This window comes from Metamycoplasma sualvi, from assembly GCF_045276925.1.
GTDB lineage: Bacteria > Bacillota_I > Bacilli_A > Mycoplasmatales > Metamycoplasmataceae > UBA710.
The window spans coordinates 443753-463491 of the sequence record NZ_CP174167.1 but is presented as its reverse complement, the minus strand read 5'-3'; the positions used below and the strand labels follow the sequence as shown (position 1 = coordinate 463491).

Genomic DNA, 19739 nt, shown 5'->3' with positions numbered 1-19739 from the left:
TAAAAATATAATTTAATTTATTATGATTACTCAAATCCCAGAATGATGAAAAATATTAATTGGTATTTTAATAATCTTATTAGGTATTTCAATTTGAATAACATTTGGAATAAGAGAAAAAAATAAAGTTAATTTATATAAAGATCAACAATTAAAAGCTTATAAAAAGCAAAATCCAAAATTTAAAGGAACTTATCAAGAAGCGAAGTTAATTCTCCCTTGAAGTCAAAGAATTCGTTTAACATGAGTTCCAATTACAGGATTAGCTCTAATAATTATTGGTCTTTCTATTTCAACAGGAATTGTATTCAAATTCTTTGAAAGATAAAATAAATAAAAATGAGAATATTCTTGAAAAAAGATGCTCTCATTTTTTTATTATTTTTTATTTAATAATTTGATCATTCTTTATTTTTTAATAATCATTGACTTATTAAATTATTAAATCATGTATAAGTATATAAATAATAAATATAAATAATATTCTTTGATTTTAGTAATTTTTTTTATTTTATGAACATAAAAATCAACAATTTTATTAATAATATATTTTATTAATAATACAAAAGAAAAAAATAATTTAATTTTTATTGCAAAGATAAATTTTTATTAAAAATAAGAGTGCAGAAATTATTTTTATCTTATTTACTTTTTTAATTTTTTTGTCTTATAAAGTTACCAAATTAAATACCGATAAATAAAAAACTAGTGATTTCTCTCTGGCCATCCTTGTAAAATAAATAAAGAACAAAAAGGACACTTCAATTTATATTTGAAAAAGAATTAGAAAAAATTAATTTTATCTTTACATTAATGAATCAAATGTCTGATTCTTCTCAAGAAAACTTTATTCCAAAAATGATGAAAAGATATGAATTTATCTCAAAAGCAACTAATTATTCTATGGAGACAATAAGAAAAATGTTTTTTAAAACTAAAATGTATTGTTATCATAAGAATAAAAAATTATTCTTATAAGATCTATTATTATGATGTAAATATTTATCTTTTGCGACTAAATAACAAAAGAAAAAAATTAAAGAAAATTAGTAATAAATTTCTATTTCAACTTTGATAAAATTTAAATCATGTCAATTATTAGTAAGAAAAAAATGAATGAATTGTTAAATTTATCTAATGATCCTAAAATTGAATTAATTGAAGAAACAAAGAAATCTTATAAAATTAAAATTACTGGAGATAAAGATAAAGTGAAAAAATCATCTTTTGAAAACAAAGTATTAGAGTTTATGTCAGATATGACAGAATTTGTTAAAGAACAAAAGGAATTTAATAATTCAGTAGTTGATTTTATGAAAGAACAAAAGGAATTTAATAATTCAGTAGTCGATTTTATAAAAGAACAAAAGGAATTTAATAATTCAGTTGCTGATTTATAGAAGAACAAAAGGAATTCAACCATAAAGTTGACCAAAGACTAAGTGTTCTTGAATCTTTTCATAAAGATGATTTTAGAAGAAATACAAATCATAAAAAATAATTTATTTATAAAGACCTAAAGTAATATTTTTTAATTATACATAATTTGATAGCAAATAAAAAGGTTCCTAGTTGGGCATAAAGTTACCAAATTAAATACCAATAAATAAAAAACCAGAGATTTCTCTCTGGTTGTCCTTGTAAAATAAATAAAGAACAAAAAGGACACTTCAATTTATATTTGAAAAAGAATTAGAAAAAATTAATTTTATCTTTACATTAATGAATCAAATGTCTGATTCTTCTCAAGAAAACTTTATTCCAAAAATGATGAAAAGATATGAATTTATCTCAAAAGCAACTAATTATTCTATGGAGACAATAAGAAAAATGTTTTTTAAAACTAAAATGTATTGTTATCATAAGAATAAAAAATTATTCTTATAAGATCTATTATCATGATGTAAATATTTATCTTTTGCGACTAAATAACAAAAGAAGAAAATTAAAGAAAATTAGGAATAAATTTCTATTTCATCTTTGATAAAATTTAAATCATGTCAATTATCAACAAAAAAAGAATGAATGAATTGTTAAATTTATCTAATGATCCTAAAATTGAATTAGTAGAAGAAACAAAGAAATCTTATAAAATTAAAATTACTGGAGATAAAGATAAAGTGAAAAAATCATCTTTTGAAAATAAAGTATTAGAGTTTATGTCAGATATGACAGAATTTGTTAAAGAACAAAAGGAATTTAATAATTCAGTAGTTGATTTTATGAAAGAACAAAAGGAATTTAATAATTCAGTAGCTGATTTTATAGAAGAACAAAAGGAATTTAATAATTCAGTAGTTGATTTTATAAAAGAACAAAAAGAGTTTAACAAAGAACAAAAGGAATTTAATCAAAAAGTTGACCAAAGAATAAGTGTTCTTGAATCTTTTCATAAAGATGATTTTAGAAAAAATACAAATCATAAAAGATAATTTATTTATAAAGACCTAAAGTAATATTTTTTTAATTATACATAATTTGATAGCAAATAAAAAAGTTCCTGGTTGGGCATAAATTTACCAAATTAAATACCGATAAATAAAAAACAGAGATTTCTCTCAGACTATCCTTGTAAAATAAATAAAGACAAAAAGGACACTTAAATTTTATGAAACTTCAATTTATATCTGAACAAGAATTAGAAAAAATTAATTTTATCTTTACATTAATGAATCAAATATCTGATTCTTATCAAGAAAACTTTATTCCAAAAATGATGAAAAGATATGAATTTATCTCAAAAGCAGTTAATTATTCTATTGAGACAATAAGAAAAATGTTTTTGAAACTAAAACGTATTGTTATAAAAAAATAATTGTTATAAAAAAATAAAAGATTATTCTTACAAGATCTATTATTATGATGTAAATATTTATCTTTTGCAACTAAATAACAAAAGAAAAAAAATAAAGAGAATTAGTATATATTTCTATTTCAACTTTGATAAAATTTAAATCATGACTATTATTAGTAAAAAAAAGATGAATGAATTATTAAATTTATCTAATGATCCTAAAATTGAATTAGTAGAAGAAACAAAGAAATCTTATAAAATTAAAATTACTGGAGATAAAGATAAAGTGAAAAAATCATCTTTTGAAAATAAAGTATTAGAGTTTATGTCAGATATGACAGAATTTGTTAAAGAACAAAAGGAATTTAATAATTCAGTAGTTGATTTTATGAAAGAACAAAAGGAATTTAATAAAAAACAAAAGGAATTTAATAATTCAGTAGTTGATTTTATAAAAGAACAAAAAGAGTTTAACAAAGAACAAAAAGAATTTAATAATTCAGTAGTTGATTTTATAGAAGAACAAAAAGAATTTAATCAAAAAGTCGATCAAAGACTAAGTGTTCTTGAATCTTTTCATAAAGATGATTTTAGAAAAAATACAAATCATAAAAGATAATTTATTTATAAAGACCTAAAGTAATTTTTTTAATTATACATAATTTGATAGCAAATAAAAAAGTTCCTGGTTGGGTATAAAGTTACCAAATTAAATACCGATAAATAAAAAACCAGAGATTTCTCTCTGGCTGCCCTTGTAAAATAAATAAACAAGAAAAAGGGCACTTAAATTATGTGGCACTTCAATTTATATCTAAAAAAGGATTAGAAAAAATTAATTTTATCTTTACATTAATGAATGAATTATCAGATTCTTCAAAAGAAAATTACATCCCAAAAATGATGAAAAGATATAAATTTATCTCAAAAGTAACTAATTATTCTATAGAGACAATAAGAAAGATGTTTTTGAAACTAAAACGTATTGTTATAAAAAAATAATTGTTATAAAAAAATAAAAGATTATTCTTATAAGATCTATTATTATGATGTAAATATTTATTTTTCTCGACTAAATAAGAAAAGAAAAAAATTAAAGAAAATTAGGAATAAATTTCTATTTCATCTTTGATAAAATTTAAATCACGTCAATTATCAACAAAAAGAAATGAATGAATTGTTAAATTTATCTAATGATCCTAAAATTGAATTAATTGAAGAAACAAAGAAATCTTATAAAATTAAAATTACTGGAGATAAAGATAAAGTGAAAAAATCATCTTTTGAAAATAAAGTATTAGAGTTTATGTCAGATATGACACAATTTGTTAAAGAACAAAAGGAATTTAATAATTCAGTAGTTGATTTTATGAAAGAACAAAAGGAATTTAATAAAAAACAAAAGGAATTTAATAATTCAGTAGTTGATTTTATGAAAGAACAAAAGGAATTTAATAATTCAGTAGTTGATTTTATAAAAGAACAAAAAGAGTTTAACAAAGAACAAAAAGAATTCAACCATAAAGTTGATCAAAGACTAAGTGTTCTTGAATCTTTTCATAAAGATGATTTTAGAAAAAATACAAATCATAAAAGATAATTTATTTATAAAGACATAAAATAATATTTTCTTAAATTAAAATTACTGGAGATAAAGATAAAGTGAAAAAATCATCTTTTGAAAATAAAGTATTAGAGTTTATGTCAGATATGACACAATTTGTTAAAGAACAAAAAGAGTTTAACAAAGAACAAAAGGAATTTAATCAAAAAGTTGACCAAAGAATAAGTGTTCTTGAATCTTTTCATAAAGATGATTTTAGAAAAAATACAAATCATAAAAAATAATTTATTTATAAAGACCTAAAGTAATATTTTTTTAATTATACATAATTTGATAGCAAATAAAAAAGTTCCTGCTTGGGTATAAAGTTACAAAATTAAATACTGATAAATAAAAAAACCAGAGATTTCTCCCTGGCTGCACTTGTAAAATAAATAAACAAGAAAAAGAACACTTAAATTATGTGGCACTTCAATTTATATCTGAAAAAGGATTAGAAAAAATTAATTTAATCTTTGCATTAATGAATCAAATATCCAATTCATCAAAAGAAAATTTATTCAAAAGGTAAATCTTTCAAAAATTTAACCCAAGATGATTGTGATCTTATCTCTCTTATAATTAATGCAGAAACTTATTTACAAAATACTAGTAAATACAAATTGGGGATTATAGTGACTAAAGAAGAGATTCAAGATTATTTTAAATTGCTTGAAAGTAAAGACACTCATCCAATATTTCAACTTTGATAAATGATATAGTTATGTAATACAAGGAAAATATTGGTATTGAAATTGGTAATTTTATAATCTTATTTTTTTTTGTTTTATTATGCTATAGTATTTTTATATAAGAATTTACAATGAGAATTCAAATTACAAAACACTATAGATATTTAAGGAGATATTATGAATAAAAAATTATTTATTATGAATAAAAAATTATTAATGGGATTAGGTTCAGCATTAATTTTGTCTACACCTATATTAGTAGTGACTTCTTGTGGTGATAATGGAAATGAAGCTCAAGATATTAAAATTAGTTCAGTTACTTCAAAAATAGAACAAGATAAAGTTGTTGTTACAGTTACAGGTTCTAAATTACCTACAGATATTAGCAAATGAAAATTCAAAGAAAATAATACTGTATCATCTGAATGATCATTATCTTCTTCTCAGCCTGCTACAGAAACACAAGTAACTTTTGCAGCAACTTATGCTAATGTTATTGGAAAAACATTTACTATTGAAGGAACAGGAGCAGAAAGTAATGCTTCAACAGAATTTACTGTTCCAGTTTCAACAATATCAAATATTAATTCCGACATGACTGATGAAGGTAACTTAGTATTAACAGTTACAGGAAATAATTTATCTTCAACAAACTCTTTATATGTATTTAATTTTGTACAAGCAGCACCATCAACATATACAAATACAAATCCTTCAATAGATGTTAATCAAATTAGTTTAACATGAGAAAATAGTTCACAAATTATTTTTACAATTGTAAAAGAAAGTCAAGGACAAGTTTTAACAAAAGATTTATATGGAGCTAAATTTAGCTTACAAATCAAAGATCAAACACCAGCAACAGAATTTACATTTAGTGATTATATAGCACCGACTGCTATCAATAAAGATCAATTCTTTACAAATGTTCATGAAGGAACATCTGATTCATCTATTAATACTTCAGTAACCTCAGATAAAATTACTGGTGATAATTTAGCATATACTATTACAACTTCAGCAGCTAATAATAAGTTTGTAAGTATTGTTTTACCAACAACAAATATATCTAGTTTCTTAAGTGGTCAAAAAGGGTTTACAACTTCAGGAAATAGCACAACTTTAACTTGATCTATTCAAAATGATCAAACAAATAATTGAGAATATGATGCATCATCATCTACACTAAAAAACAAAAATGAATTAACAACTAGTGGATTTACAGTTGTAATGATTGGTACATTACAAGATACATTAACAAATGTAACTAAAACATTTGAATTAAGTTTAACCATTAAAATGATTGATAATCCAGTTCAAACAATTTCTAGTGCAACAAGTGAAATAACTGAAAATGGTGATTTAAAAATTCTTTTAACAGGATCAAATTTACCACAAGAAGTTACTAAATATAAATTTACTTATTCTGGAAGCGAAACAAATGTTCCAACTGTAGATTCAACTAAACTAGAATTAGATACAACTTATAATAATACAAATACTAGTGTGCAATTTATAATTAAAAAAATAAAAGACACAACTCCTTCAGCTCCTTCTAATTATGCATCATCAACATCACCAACAACACCACCATTACCAATAGCACAAACAAAAGGATTATATGGAAAAGAATTCAGTGTAACTTTAGTTGATGTCGCTTCTAACCCCTCTTCAAGAGTTGAAGGACAACCAGTTACTTTCACATTTGCAGATTATGTTGCTCCAACAAGCATTGAAAGTTCAAAATTTTTCGAAAATGCAGATTCTTACAAACAAAAAGTAACTTCTTTACAAAAAGAAGGTAAAGGATCATTGCAACAACTAGATTACTCACCTTTAACTAAAGAAGATATATCACAAGAAGATGCAAGCAAACCATTTGAATGAACAATTACATCACATTATAAATCACATACTTATATATATTTAGTTTTACCTTCACAAGAAGAAATCTTAGCTTCTATTGGAGGATGAAAAGGATTTTCAGAAAATCTTCCTTCAAGTCCTCAGTCACCTCAATATACTTATACAAGTGTTTCTTGAGAATTTAAAGGTGGAACAGATCATACAAAATTTGAAGAATTAGGGAATGGTAATGTACTGCATAACAAAGAAGCTTTAACTGAAAATGCTCCAATTTCAGCTGATCTTACAGCAACAATAACAGATAGATTAACAAATAAATCATTATCATTTGATATTAAAATAACATTTAAATTAGGTGCTTTAGGAGAACCTACAATTGATAATAATGCAACTCCTACTCCTACTTTATCAGATAACAATACCAATGTAAAAGTAACAATAAAAGGAACTAATTTACCAACAGATATTGCAAAATGAAAAATAGAAGAAAGTAATGTTGTTTCTTCTCAACAACCAAAAGAGGCAGGGGACACTTCAAATAGTATTTGAACTATTAACACTTCTAATGCTTCATCTACATCAATTGAATTTAGTGCTAAATATTCTGATGTTGCTGGTAAAAAATATAATTTCTCTTTAGTAGGTTATTCTACAGTAACAACTTCTGTTACTTGTCCTTCTCCAAAATTTACTAATTCTCAAGTAAAAGGACAATTTGCAAATAGATATAATATTGAATTTACTTTATCAGGAACAGATTTACCTGGTGATATTAATATGTATAAATTTGGTAAAGTGACTGTAGATGGTAGTCAAGAAGTAAGTTTAGATGATTTACAAAAAACTATTAATTTTGTTAGTGGAACAGAAGTTAAAATTACTTTTAATAAATATAAAAATAATGAAATTACAGATAGAACTGTACAAACAAAAGGATTATATGGTAAAGAAGCTTCAATTTGATTCTCAAATGAAGCACAATCTAATACTAACAAAATTTCATTCCCTTCTTATGAAATTTCGGGAATGAACAAAGAAATTTTAGGAACTATTTACACAGGGTCTAATTCAGATAATTTAACTCCTCAAACAAATAATTTAGGAATAGATATTAAAACAATGTCAAACAACAATGAATATCAAGTAACTATTACAACTGATAGTGATACTGCAAAATTCATTAAATTTGAATTACCAAGTCATTCTATTGATTCATCAGAAACTGATGTAACAGGAAGAGCAAATGGTTTGAATTTCTTAGAAACAGGATTCAATAGTTGAGGAGGATTTACTGGATCACTTTATACATCATTAACATGATCTATATCTACTCAAACCCCACCTTCAACAAATGGTTCTGAAAGCAGTGGCGGATCACGAGAAGGTAATGATGGTACTTCAACAGAAACAAATGGTTGAAAATTAGATGGTAATGTATTAACTAATTCATCGGCTTTAACTACTCAAGGATCAAATGTAGTATTAACTGCAACATTAACAGATAGTGAAACAGGAGAAACAGTATCACTTAAAGTTAATTTAACAGTTAAATTAAAAACCTCTTCATCAACAGGTATAGGTAGCAGAGAAACAACACCAGGAGAATCAAATAATTTTTAATAAATAAAATTAAATAAAATAAAAATCATGATCATAATTTAAGTACTGATTGTGATTTTTTATTTTTTAGTATAAAATTAAAATGTTATGAAATTAATAGTAGGTCTTGGAAATCCTGGTAGCGAATATGAAAACACAAGACATAATATAGGTTTTCAAGTTGTTGATGAAATTGCTAAAAAAATGAATGTAAAACTATCAAAAGAAAAATTTGATGCTTTATTTTATATGAATGAAGATTTTATTTTAATTAAACCAACAACTTATATGAATTTATCAGGAGAGGTTGTTAAAAAAGTTGTTGACTTTTACAAAATATCTCCAAAAGATATTTTAGTAATATGTGATGATCTTGATATAAAAGTAGGTCAAGCTAAAATTAAAATATCCAATTCTTCCGGTGGTCATAATGGAATAAAAAACATTATTGAAAAACTTGGTACTTCAGAATTTTATCGTTTAAAAATTGGAATAGGAAGACCTGAAAAGAAATCTACTTCAATTAGTTCATATGTTTTAGAACCATTTGATAAAACTCAACAACCAATTATTGATAAAGTGATTATTGAAGCTGCAGATGCTGTTACAAGCATTATTTATAATGGAATACATTATGTGACAAATAATTTTAATCGTAAAAGGGAATAATTTTGAAAAAAATATTAGCAATTAGTGGTGGGGCTGATTCAATGTTTTTAGCATATCAATATCGACATGATAAAAATGTTATTTTAGCTTATGTTAATTATAATATTCGTCATGATACTCATATAGATCAGGAAATAGTTGAAAATTTTGCTAAAAAATATCATTTAAAATTAGAAAAATTAATTTTAGATAAAAATACAAATCATTCTAATAGCAATTTTGAAAATTGAGCTCGTGAAATAAGATATGATTTTTTTAAAAGTTTATATAAAAAATATCAATGTAAACAATTATTAATTGCCCACCATAAAGATGATTTTTTAGAAACATGTATTATGCAAAAAGAAAAAAATGAAGACAAATTATTTTATGGTATTAAAGAAAAAATTCGTTTAAATCAAATGAATATATATCGTCCATTATTATTAAAATATTGAAAACAAGAAATTTATGATTTAGTTCAAAAACATAAAATATATTACCATGATGATTACACTAATTTCGAATCTAACTATAAAAGAAACTATATTAGAAACAATATTTTAAATAAGTATTCATTAGCTCAAAAAGAAGAATTATTAAATGAATTTTTAAATTTCAATAAATCACAAGATAAAATAATTAAAAATATTAAAAAAGAGTATAAAGAATGATTCTTATCAGGATTTAAATTAGATTTTTTTTCTAATTTAAAATACCAAGAAGAAGTAATTAAACTATTTATTAACAAAAATTTAAAGAATATTAATTTAAATAAAAATATAATCAATAATATTATTAAATTTCTTTTATCAAGCAATAATAATAAAGAATTTCTGCTTTCAAATAACAATTTTATTTTTAAAAAAAATAATAAAGTTTATATAAAAAACAATAATTATAATAAAATAATTCATTAGTATTAATAAATTTTATTTATTAAAATTTATAATTATTTTAACTTATTAATGAAAGGGTATTTATGAATGATAATAAACCTAAAAGAAAAATTAAATGACTACCAATCATTTTGATTATTTTGATCTTAATTCTTTTCATTTGATTAATATGAAACTTATTAAATCCGGCTCCTATTGAAACAAATATTGATCAACTTGGAAAGTTTATAACTGAAGCAATTACTAGCCCTACTGATGATAAATATTTCTCTTCTATAATTATTTCAGATTTTCAGCGGAAATTATTGTTTACTTATAATGGTCAAAATTATATCATTGGATTACCTCAAGGTGGTGCTGATATTTTGTGAGAATATTTTAATAGTAAAAATGGTGTAGTTAATGGTTCGAATTTGAATTTACCACCCCTTCCTGAAGGAAGTCATCCACTATTTTATTTTAAAGAAAACCTTAACTACAAGCCATCTGATCCTAATAACTCATTTCAATATTTTAGTGCCGGAATGGTTAAAGCAACTTATGTAGTTCAAGAAAGTATTTGATATAAACTTCTAGTAACATTTGGACCAATGCTACTATTATTCTTACTAATGTGATTCTTATACCGTGCACAAATGAAAGCTGGCGGAGGAATATTTAATCCAGGTAAAAACCAAGCTCAAAAAATTATTTCTGATAAAAAATTCTCAGATATTGCTGGTAATGAAGAAGTTAAAGAAGAAGTTAAAGAATTAGTAGATTATTTAAAAAATCCTACTAAATATTCAGCAGCTGGAGCAAGAATACCAAAAGGTATCTTATTAGGTGGTCCTCCAGGGACAGGTAAAACTTTAATTGCTAAAGCGACAGCTGGAGAAGCTAATGTTCCATTTTATTTCATTTCAGGTTCTAACTTTGTTGAAATGTATGTGGGAGTTGGGGCAAAAAGAGTAAGAGAATTATTTAAAGATGCAAGAAAAGAAGCTCCTGCAATAATTTTTATTGATGAAATTGATGCTGTTGGTAGATCTCGTGGTGCAGGAATTGGTGGCGGAAATGATGAAAGAGAACAAACATTAAACCAATTACTAGTTGAAATGGATGGAATGGCAGAAAATAGTGGAATTTTAATTATGGCTGCAACAAATAGAACTGATGTTTTAGATCCAGCTCTATTAAGACCAGGTCGTTTTGATCGTACTATTACTGTTAATTTACCAGACATTAAAGAACGTGAAGAAATATTGAAATTACATGCAAAAGGAAAAAGAATTGATCCTGAAGTTACATTTGCTAATTTAGCTAAAAGAACTCCAGGCTATTCAGGAGCTCAATTAGAAAATGTAATTAATGAGGCTGCTTTATTATCTGTAAGAGAAAATACAGGTGTTATTACTAAATTACAAATTGATGAAGCTATTGACCGGGTAATGTCAGGACCTGCTAAAAAAACAAGAACTATTTCTCCGGAAGAATTGACAATGGTTGCTTACCATGAAGCTGGGCATGCTGTTGTTGGACTGAAAGTTCCAGGTGGTAATAAAGTACAAAAAATCACTATTATTCCTAGAGGAAATGCTGGTGGATATAATTTAATGTTGCCAGAAAAAGAAAAATACAATAAAACTAAATTAGAATTAGAATCAATGATCAAATCATACATGGGTGGTCGTGCTGCTGAAGAAATTATTTATGGTAAAGAAAATATTTCTACAGGAGCAGCTGATGATATTCAAAGAGCAACTTCTATTGCAAGAAGAATGGTAACAGAATGAGGTATGTCATCATTAGGTCCTATTCAATATGAAGAACCTGAAGGATCTGTATTTTTAGGACGTGATTATACAAAAAGTAAATTCACTTCAGATGCTCTTTCAAATGAAATTGATACAGAAGTGAGAAAAATTATTACTTCAGCTCAAAAAGAAGCTAAAAAAGTAATTGAGGATAATAAAAAATTATTAGAATTAATAAAAACTTTATTATTGAAAAAAGAAACTATTGTGGCAGAAGAAATTGAATATATTGAAAAAAATATGAAATTACCTCCTGAAGAAGAAATTGAAACTAAAAAAGAAAATTTCCAAGTTAATATTGATGAAATCTTAGAAACAGTTGAACATGAAACACCAAAAAACAAGAAAAATACTAAAGAAATAGAAGTTAATAAAGAAACTAAAACTAAAACAACAACTGTTACTGTAAGCAAAAAGAAATCAAATAGTAACAAAAACAAAGAAAATCAAGAAGATAAAAAATAATTTGTAAAGATAATGAAAGAACACAAACTTTTTATTGTAGGAACTCCAATCGGTAATTTTGATGATATTACTTTTAGAGCACTAGATATATTAAAAAAAGTAGATGTTATTGCTTGTGAAGATACAAGAGTAACTTTAAAATTATTAAATCATTTTGATATTAAAAATAAAAAATTAATTTCTTATCATAATTTTAATGAAAAAAATTCTGCAAAAGGAATTATAGATTTAGTTTTAAATAAAAATTTAAGTATAGCTTTAGTTTCTGATGCTGGCATGCCTACAATAAGTGATCCAGGCTTTAACTTAATCGAAGAAGCTAGAAAGCAAAAAATAGATTTTGTAGTAATTCCTGGTGTATCAGCTACTACAACAGCTATTTGTGCAAGTAATTTAGGTCCAGAATTTACTTTTTTAGGATTTGGTAAAGCTAAAAAAAATCAATTAATATCTCAAATTAGTTCTTTAAAAGAAGGAACATACATTCTTTTTTCAGCACCACATAAAATAGAATTTTTATTAGATATTATTAATAAAAACATTGAAGATCATTCTTTGTTTGTAGGAAGAGAATTAACTAAAACCTTTGAATCTTATTATTGAGGTAATGCAAAAGAAATTAAAGAACAATTACATAATAATTTAAGAGGAGAAATGACATTAGTTCTAAAAATAAATAAATCAAAAAAACAAAAAGAAAATAAATATAAAAAATCATTATAATTAAAATGATAATTTTAATTTAGATTTAAATTAATCAAGAATATTCATAAGAGAGGGGTAAATGTTTAAATATTTTTCTAAAAAATCTGCAATAATCATTATTTTTGCTACTTTGTTCTTAATTTTAGAATCATTTGTAGCAATTATAGAAACAGATTTTATTCGTGCTTTAATGTACCGTGCTGTGTATCCAGATCCTAACAATGTTTTAGTTCCAAATATACAAGCACCAGGAACACCACTAGTACAAGTACCTATAGATTCTGTTATCAATGACTCAAATATTACTAGTTTATATAATTTAGGTCCATTAAATTTATCATTGCTAACTTTTGTAATTTTATTATTTGGAGTTTTATTTGGTGGTCTTGGTGTTTGAATGACCTCAAAAGCTGTTGCAATGTATATCACCGAAATGAGAAGAAGAGTTTATGAAAAAATTCAAAAATTTTCTTTTGAAGATATTGATAAATTTTCAGCTTCTTCATTACTAACTAGATTAACAACAGATACTGAATTAATATATACATCAGTTTCTTTTGCAGCAAAATTTATGATTGCTGGAGTTTTTTCAATTATTTTTGGAATTATTAAATCTGCTATTCAATACTCAGATTGAGTTATTATCTATGCAATAGTAATTCCTCTTTTAATTGTTTTTATTGGATTAATTATTGCCTTTTCAACTCCCCATATGAGAAAAGGACAACAATATATTGATGGTATTAATAAACAAGTGCGTGAATCTATTTTAGGAATAAGAGTAGTAAAAGCTTACAATTTAGAATCTAAACAAAAAAGTAAATTTGAAATACCTAATGAAAAATTAACTCAATCATGATTTAAAGGTTATTCATTAATTGGAATGCTTTTCCCTGTTTTACAATGTGTAGTAACAGGTATGATGATATTTATTTACTTTATTACTTGAAATAAATATGATAATATGTCAGCTGCTGGTCAATTGATTGGTTTTTCAGGAATTCTAATGCAAGTTCTTTTTGGATTTATCATTATCATTGTATCAATTGCTCAAATATCTAGATCTATACCATGTGTTAAAAGAATTAATGAAGTAACAAAATTTACACCATCATTAACATTTGATAATAGTTCAACCAAAAAAATAACTAAAGGAGTAATAGAATTTAAAAATGTATCACATTCATTCTTAAAAGATGATACTCATTTAATAATCAAAAATATTAATTTAAAAATTAATGATAAAGAAAAAATTGGAATTATTGGTGGAACAGGTAGTGGTAAGTCAACATTAGTTAATTTAATTGGTAGATTATTTGATTGTAGTAAAGGCCAAGTATTAATTGATGGAATTGATGTAAAAGAGTTTAGTTTTAATGAAATTAATTCTAATGTAGCAATAGCTATGCAAACAGCTTTATTATTTTCAGGAACTATTAAATCAAATATTGCATTAGGACTTGATGAAAACTTATCTGCAGAAGAGTTGGAAAAAGAAGCTATTAAAGCTGCAAAAGTGGCAGAAGCATGAGAGTTTATTTCTAAAAAACCAGATAAATTAAATTCAATTGTAGAACAAAGAGGAAAGAACTTTTCAGGAGGTCAGAAGCAAAGGATTTCTATTGCAAGAACAATTGCTAAAAAATCTAAGATTATTATTTTTGATGATTCTACTTCGGCTTTAGATACGATAACTGAAAAGAAAGTACAATCTAATATTAAGAAATATAATGATGCTACCACAATTGTTGTTGCTCAAAGAATATCTTCAGTAGAAGAGTTGGACAAAATAATTGTTATGAATAATGGTGAGATTGTAGGTTTTGATACTCATTGAAACTTATTAGCAAATAATGACACTTATCGTTCAATTGCAGCTTCACAATTAGGAACTGAAGAATTGAATGTAATGCTTAAAGAAAGGGGGTTGCGTCAAATTGAAAAAAACAAGCAACAGTAAGATATCTTTAAAAGAAAGATATGGGAAACCTTTAAAATTTTTATGAATTTATATTAAAGAATACAAAAGTACATTTATTTTTGTAGTTATTTCTTCAATTATTCTTTCATTATTTACAGCAGGTATTACCATTGGAAACTATTATTTTTTAAAATTTATTACAGAGCATATTGATTTAAAAGCTCCTGAACATTCTGCAACAATAGTTAAATTTATGTCAGGATTATTAGTAGCATTATTTTTAGCTCTTGTTATTTATGTTTTACAAACAATTTTTATGACAAAAACTGCTCAATACACTTCTAAATCTTTAAGAAAAGATCTATATTTTAAAATACTTGATTTAAAACTACAATATTTTGATTCAACTCCTTCTGGAGATATTATGTCAAGATTAACTAATGATATCAATACTATTACGATGGCATTGACTCAAAATGTTACACAATTTTTAGTTTCATCTACTCAGATCTTTTTCTTCTTAATTGTTCTTTTATTATTTTCTCCAATCATGGGGGCAATTGCAATAGTATTTGTTCCTATTCAATTATCAGTCGTTTATTTACTATTTAAAAAAGCCCAACCTAATTATGCTAAAAAACAAGTTGTATTAGGAGATTTAAATGGTTATGCTGAAGAAACAATTTCAGGTCAAAAAATTATCAATAACTTTAATAAACAACATTTAGCAATTGCAAGTTTTAATAAAAAGAATGAAAATTTAAAAAATATATCTTATAAATCTGATCTATTATCATCATTATCAAACCCTTGAAATACATTAATGGGTAATGTTTTAATTGGTGTGATGTATATTGTTGCTATGGCTTTATCAATTAACAAAATTAATTTTGGTGGAATTCAATCAACATTAGGAGGAAATCCTGATGATTCATTTATTACAGCAACTTTAACAATGTCACTATTAACTGCAATGATGACATTTACTAAAAACTTTTCAAATCCTATTTACCAAATATTCCAATTATTAACATTATTACAATCAGCTATTGCTGGAACCAATCGAGCAATTGTGATTACTGAACAACCTAAAGAAGTTTTATCAGATTCAGAAACAGTTAATGTTAAAAACTTAAAAGGTCATATTAAATTTAAAAATCTAACTTTTTCATATGACAATAAAAAAGATGTGTTAAAAAATATTTCTTTAGATGTTAAACCAGGTCAAGTAGTAGGAATTGTTGGACCAACAGGTTCTGGTAAAACTACAATCATTAATTTATTAACAAAATTCTATGATGTAACAAATGAAGAAAGTGATATTTTAATTGACGATATTTCTATTAAAAATATTACAAAACATTCATTAAGAGATGAAGTATCAATTGTTTTACAAGATACATTTATTTTTGGTGCAAGTATTTATGAAAACATTAGATATGCAAAAGAAAATGCAACTAATGAAGAAATTGAAGAAGCATGTAAAAAAGCTAATGCTCATAACTTTATTATGTCTTTAGAAAAAGGTTATGAAACTGTTTTAGAAAATAATGCTGATGATATATCACAAGGACAAAGACAATTATTAGCAATTGCTAGAGCATTTTTAAAAACATCATCAATTTTAATTCTTGATGAAGCAACATCAAGCATTGATACAAAAACTGAAAAAGATATTCAACAAGGAATGATTGAATTATCAAAAGGGAAAACAACTTTTATGATTGCTCACCGTTTATCTACAATTAAACATGCCGACATTATTGTTGTTCTAAAAGATGGAGAAATTTTAGAAAAAGGAAATCATCAACAATTATTGAAACTAAATGGTTTCTATGCAAATATGTATAATTCAAAATTAAATACACCTGAAGATATTTAATAAAGGAGTAAATTATGAAATATGAAAAAATGATTGATCATACTTATTTAAAACCTGAAGGAACAGAAAAAGAAATTGATAAATTAATCCAAGAAGCTAAAGAATTTGGTTTTGGAGCAATTTGTATTAATTCATCTTGAATTAAACATGCTAAAGAAAAACTAAAAAATACAGATATTAAAATAGTATCAGTTGTAGGTTTTCCTTTAGGGGCATGTATTAGTCAAGCAAAAATACAAGAAACTAAATTAGCAATTGATCATGGAGCTGATGAAATTGATATGGTAATCAACATTGGTCGTTTTAAAGATGGTCAATATGATTATGTTTTAAATGAAATTAAAAAAATTAAAGCAGAATGTGGCAATAAAGTGTTAAAAGTAATTATTGAAACAGCTTTACTAAAAGATTGAGAAATTGAAAAAGCTACTGAAATTGTTTTAGCATCAGGAGCAGATTTTATTAAAACATCAACAGGTTTTTCTTATCGTGGAGCAGAACCAAAAGATATTGAAATTTTTAACAAAGTAATTGGTGATAAAAATTTATCAATCAAAGCAGCAGGTGGTATTAAATCAATGGATGATATTGAAAAATATGTTGCTATGGGCGTAAAAAGATTTGGAACATCATCATCAGTTGCAATTTTTACAAATAAAAAAGTGGATAATAAATCATATTAGAAATAATTATATTTTTAATATAATTTTAACTATAGAACAATTACTATGAAAGCGAAGTTAAAAAAACGTTATTGAAAGATAATAGGATTTACATCATTATTTGCTGCTTCTTTAATTTCGGCCATTACGGTTCCACTTGTCATGGAATCAAAAAAACAATACTATTTAAATTCGAATCATTCAGCAGATACTTTAGAGGGCAATAAATCAAGAATTAATTATTATATTGATAATTATCTATATCCTAATAGATATAATCTTTCAGGTTCTTTAAAAGTATATGGTAATGGGGTTATTGGAACTAAAGGAGTAGAATTAAGTTCCAATGAAAGATCATTAATTACTATTCAAGATGCTAATGATAATAATTTGTTTCAATTAGTTTTAAGTTCATCAATAAATTACCAAATGAGACAAAACCAAATTCATTATTCACTAGCTTATGTTAAACCTTCATATGGAGATTCTTCTTCTCCTGTTGTAGGAATTAAGTTATTTTATGGATCTGGAAGTAATTACTATGAAACAATATTTGAATATAATGATTCTAATTTATATGGTTTTAAAATTTCTTTAGAACAATCAATGTTAGAACAATACATTTCAGACATTACTGAAAATCCTTTAAATTATTTTCAATTAAAAAAAGAAGTAGGAGTAATAGGTGAAATTGGATTGTATGCTAAAAACATTAAAGTAGAAGATTTTGATTTAAATACTGATTTACTAAAAAAATTAAGAGAAAAAAATTATTGATTAAACATATCTTCAGTTGCTCCTGATGCATATAATCCATCTTTATTGAAAATTAATTACAACATTATTTACAATAATGGTTCTACAAGTTCATCTTCAGCATCTAAAATTCTTTATTTGGGTACATTTGATATAGAACAAGGAGTAGATGATCCTGAATCTAAATTAAATGATTTTATTCAAAAAAACACAGATTGAATTAATAACTTAAACCAATATTTTGAATATAATCCTCCTGTTATTAAATCACAAGAAGATGGAACAACAACTCCTGAAACTCCACTGATGTCCATAAGAGATGCATATCAATCAGGATATATTACTTTAAAAACCAATTATTCAATAGATTCTAAATTAGAAACTGATGGAATAAAAATGGAATTTAAATTACATAATGATGAAGATCCTAATAATCTAAGTGCATTTAATTATGAATTTGATTCTACTACACCTACATATAGAATTTATTTTACTTCTTACCCAGATACACCATTAGCTTTTACAAAATCTGTTTTAATTGAAGGTTTAGCTCAAGAAAATGATTTTATTAAAAGTGCTGAAGAAAAACAAATGAATGCTTTTGTAAATTATTTATATGAAAATAATCTTGGACTAGAAGATATTTTTGATTTAGATACTTCAGGAAATAATCCTCTTTCTTTATCAGATTATTTTATGAAAAATGGTGTATCTTTTAGTAACAATAAATACTCAATTCCTTTTGAATTCGTTTATAGTTTATATGAAAAATATAATGCTCAATTAATAAAAAATCCTAATAACCAACCATTTACTAATTTTAAATATGTTTTAAAGAAAACTGATTTACCAACTACTAATTATACATATGAAGGTGAAACATTTAATATAAATCAAATAGCAAATAACATATTAAATTGTATTAATAACACATCAAATGGCGGAGTAGAAGTTCAGTTAGATTCTTTATCAAATACTTCTCAATCAAAATCATTAAAATTAAACATTTTCTTAGGTGATGCAACTAAGGGAACTATTTATACTAACATTGAACCTTTAGAAATTTATATTGCTAATTATTTTGAAAATGAAGAAATTTATTATCAAAAAATTTTAGATTCTATGACTATTACAAAAGACAATGTTTTAATAAAATCTAAGATTGTTAATAAAGAATTATTAAAACAAAAAATTAGAGAAAGAAATTGATCAGAAATTTTTGAATCAGCTAATTTATACAATGTTGCAACGAACATGCCTTTTTCAGAATTAATGCCAGAATTAAAAGTTGGTATTAATATGGCATATTTTGAAACATATGATTCAGCTAAAATTGAAAAAACAATCCAACAAGAATCATTTGATATACAAATATCAATTACATTAGGTAATGTTACAGTTAATAAATTAATAACCAAATCTTTTAAGGATTTAGAAGTTGTTTAAAACAA

At 24.4% G+C, this 19739-nt stretch carries 19 protein-coding genes; all 19 read left to right on the top strand.

Features of this window, described 5'->3' with window-relative positions:
- The first annotated feature begins 22 nt into the window (after positions 1–22).
- The 19 genes from ACJA29_RS02265 (at position 23) to ACJA29_RS02175 (ending at position 19734) form a co-directional block, all read left to right on the top strand.
- Positions 23–328 carry a hypothetical protein gene (locus tag ACJA29_RS02265; RefSeq protein ID WP_406602295.1) on the top strand — a complete coding sequence of 102 codons (306 nt, stop codon included), beginning with the start codon at positions 23–25 and terminating at the stop codon, positions 326–328.
- Between the two features lie 485 nt (positions 329–813).
- Complete coding sequence (locus ACJA29_RS02260; protein ID WP_406602293.1) at positions 814–978, top strand: hypothetical protein; 165 nt, start codon at positions 814–816, stop codon at positions 976–978.
- A gap of 110 nt (positions 979–1088) precedes the next feature.
- The gene (locus ACJA29_RS02255) at positions 1089–1400 is read left to right on the top strand and encodes a hypothetical protein (RefSeq protein ID WP_406602294.1); all 312 of its coding nucleotides are present in this window, start codon (positions 1089–1091) and stop codon (positions 1398–1400) included.
- Between the two features lie 322 nt (positions 1401–1722).
- Positions 1723–1887: a hypothetical protein gene (locus tag ACJA29_RS02250; RefSeq protein WP_406602293.1), complete on the top strand. Its 165-nt coding sequence runs from the start codon at positions 1723–1725 to the stop codon at positions 1885–1887.
- Between the two features lie 110 nt (positions 1888–1997).
- Positions 1998–2432, top strand: a complete 435-nt coding sequence (locus ACJA29_RS02245) for a hypothetical protein (protein WP_406602292.1) — start codon at positions 1998–2000, stop codon at positions 2430–2432.
- Between the two features lie 176 nt (positions 2433–2608).
- A complete protein-coding gene (locus ACJA29_RS02240; RefSeq protein WP_406602291.1) occupies positions 2609–2815 on the top strand; it encodes a hypothetical protein in 207 nt (68 codons plus the stop codon).
- A 142-nt stretch (positions 2816–2957) separates the two neighbouring features.
- Positions 2958–3413, top strand: coding sequence for a hypothetical protein (locus tag ACJA29_RS02235; RefSeq protein WP_406602290.1), 456 nt, complete (start codon positions 2958–2960; stop codon positions 3411–3413).
- Between the two features lie 176 nt (positions 3414–3589).
- Entirely contained in the window at positions 3590–3796 is a 207-nt protein-coding gene (locus ACJA29_RS02230; RefSeq protein ID WP_406602289.1) for a hypothetical protein, read from the top strand.
- 166 nt (positions 3797–3962) lie between these two features.
- The gene (locus tag ACJA29_RS02225; protein WP_406602288.1) at positions 3963–4394 is read left to right on the top strand and encodes a hypothetical protein; all 432 of its coding nucleotides are present in this window, start codon (positions 3963–3965) and stop codon (positions 4392–4394) included.
- Between the two features lie 62 nt (positions 4395–4456).
- Positions 4457–4642 (top strand): hypothetical protein, encoded by a 186-nt coding sequence (locus ACJA29_RS02220; RefSeq protein WP_406602287.1) that lies wholly within the window; start codon positions 4457–4459, stop codon positions 4640–4642.
- A gap of 624 nt (positions 4643–5266) precedes the next feature.
- Positions 5267–8575, top strand: a complete 3309-nt coding sequence (locus tag ACJA29_RS02215; RefSeq protein ID WP_406602286.1) for a Vmc-like lipoprotein signal peptide domain-containing protein — start codon at positions 5267–5269, stop codon at positions 8573–8575.
- Positions 8576–8662: 87 nt separating this feature from the next.
- Positions 8663–9223, top strand: coding sequence for an aminoacyl-tRNA hydrolase (gene pth / locus ACJA29_RS02210; RefSeq protein ID WP_406602285.1), 561 nt, complete (start codon positions 8663–8665; stop codon positions 9221–9223).
- 2 nt (positions 9224–9225) lie between these two features.
- On the top strand, positions 9226–10122 hold the full coding sequence (gene tilS, locus ACJA29_RS02205) for a tRNA lysidine(34) synthetase TilS (protein ID WP_406602284.1): 897 nt from the start codon (positions 9226–9228) through the stop codon (positions 10120–10122).
- 62 nt (positions 10123–10184) lie between these two features.
- Positions 10185–12362, top strand: coding sequence for an ATP-dependent zinc metalloprotease FtsH (gene ftsH / locus ACJA29_RS02200; protein ID WP_406602283.1), 2178 nt, complete (start codon positions 10185–10187; stop codon positions 12360–12362).
- Positions 12363–12374: 12 nt separating this feature from the next.
- Positions 12375–13085: a 16S rRNA (cytidine(1402)-2'-O)-methyltransferase gene (gene rsmI / locus ACJA29_RS02195; RefSeq protein ID WP_406602282.1), complete on the top strand. Its 711-nt coding sequence runs from the start codon at positions 12375–12377 to the stop codon at positions 13083–13085.
- Positions 13086–13146: 61 nt separating this feature from the next.
- A complete protein-coding gene (locus tag ACJA29_RS02190) occupies positions 13147–15027 on the top strand; it encodes an ABC transporter ATP-binding protein (protein WP_406602281.1) in 1881 nt (626 codons plus the stop codon).
- Positions 15005–16870, top strand: a complete 1866-nt coding sequence (locus ACJA29_RS02185) for an ABC transporter ATP-binding protein (RefSeq protein WP_406602280.1) — start codon at positions 15005–15007, stop codon at positions 16868–16870. Before ACJA29_RS02190 ends, ACJA29_RS02185 begins: the two co-directional genes overlap by 23 nt.
- A gap of 14 nt (positions 16871–16884) precedes the next feature.
- Positions 16885–17553: a deoxyribose-phosphate aldolase gene (gene deoC, locus ACJA29_RS02180; RefSeq protein ID WP_406602279.1), complete on the top strand. Its 669-nt coding sequence runs from the start codon at positions 16885–16887 to the stop codon at positions 17551–17553.
- Between the two features lie 45 nt (positions 17554–17598).
- Entirely contained in the window at positions 17599–19734 is a 2136-nt protein-coding gene (locus ACJA29_RS02175; protein ID WP_406602278.1) for a hypothetical protein, read from the top strand.
- The last annotated feature ends 5 nt before the right edge of the window (positions 19735–19739 follow it).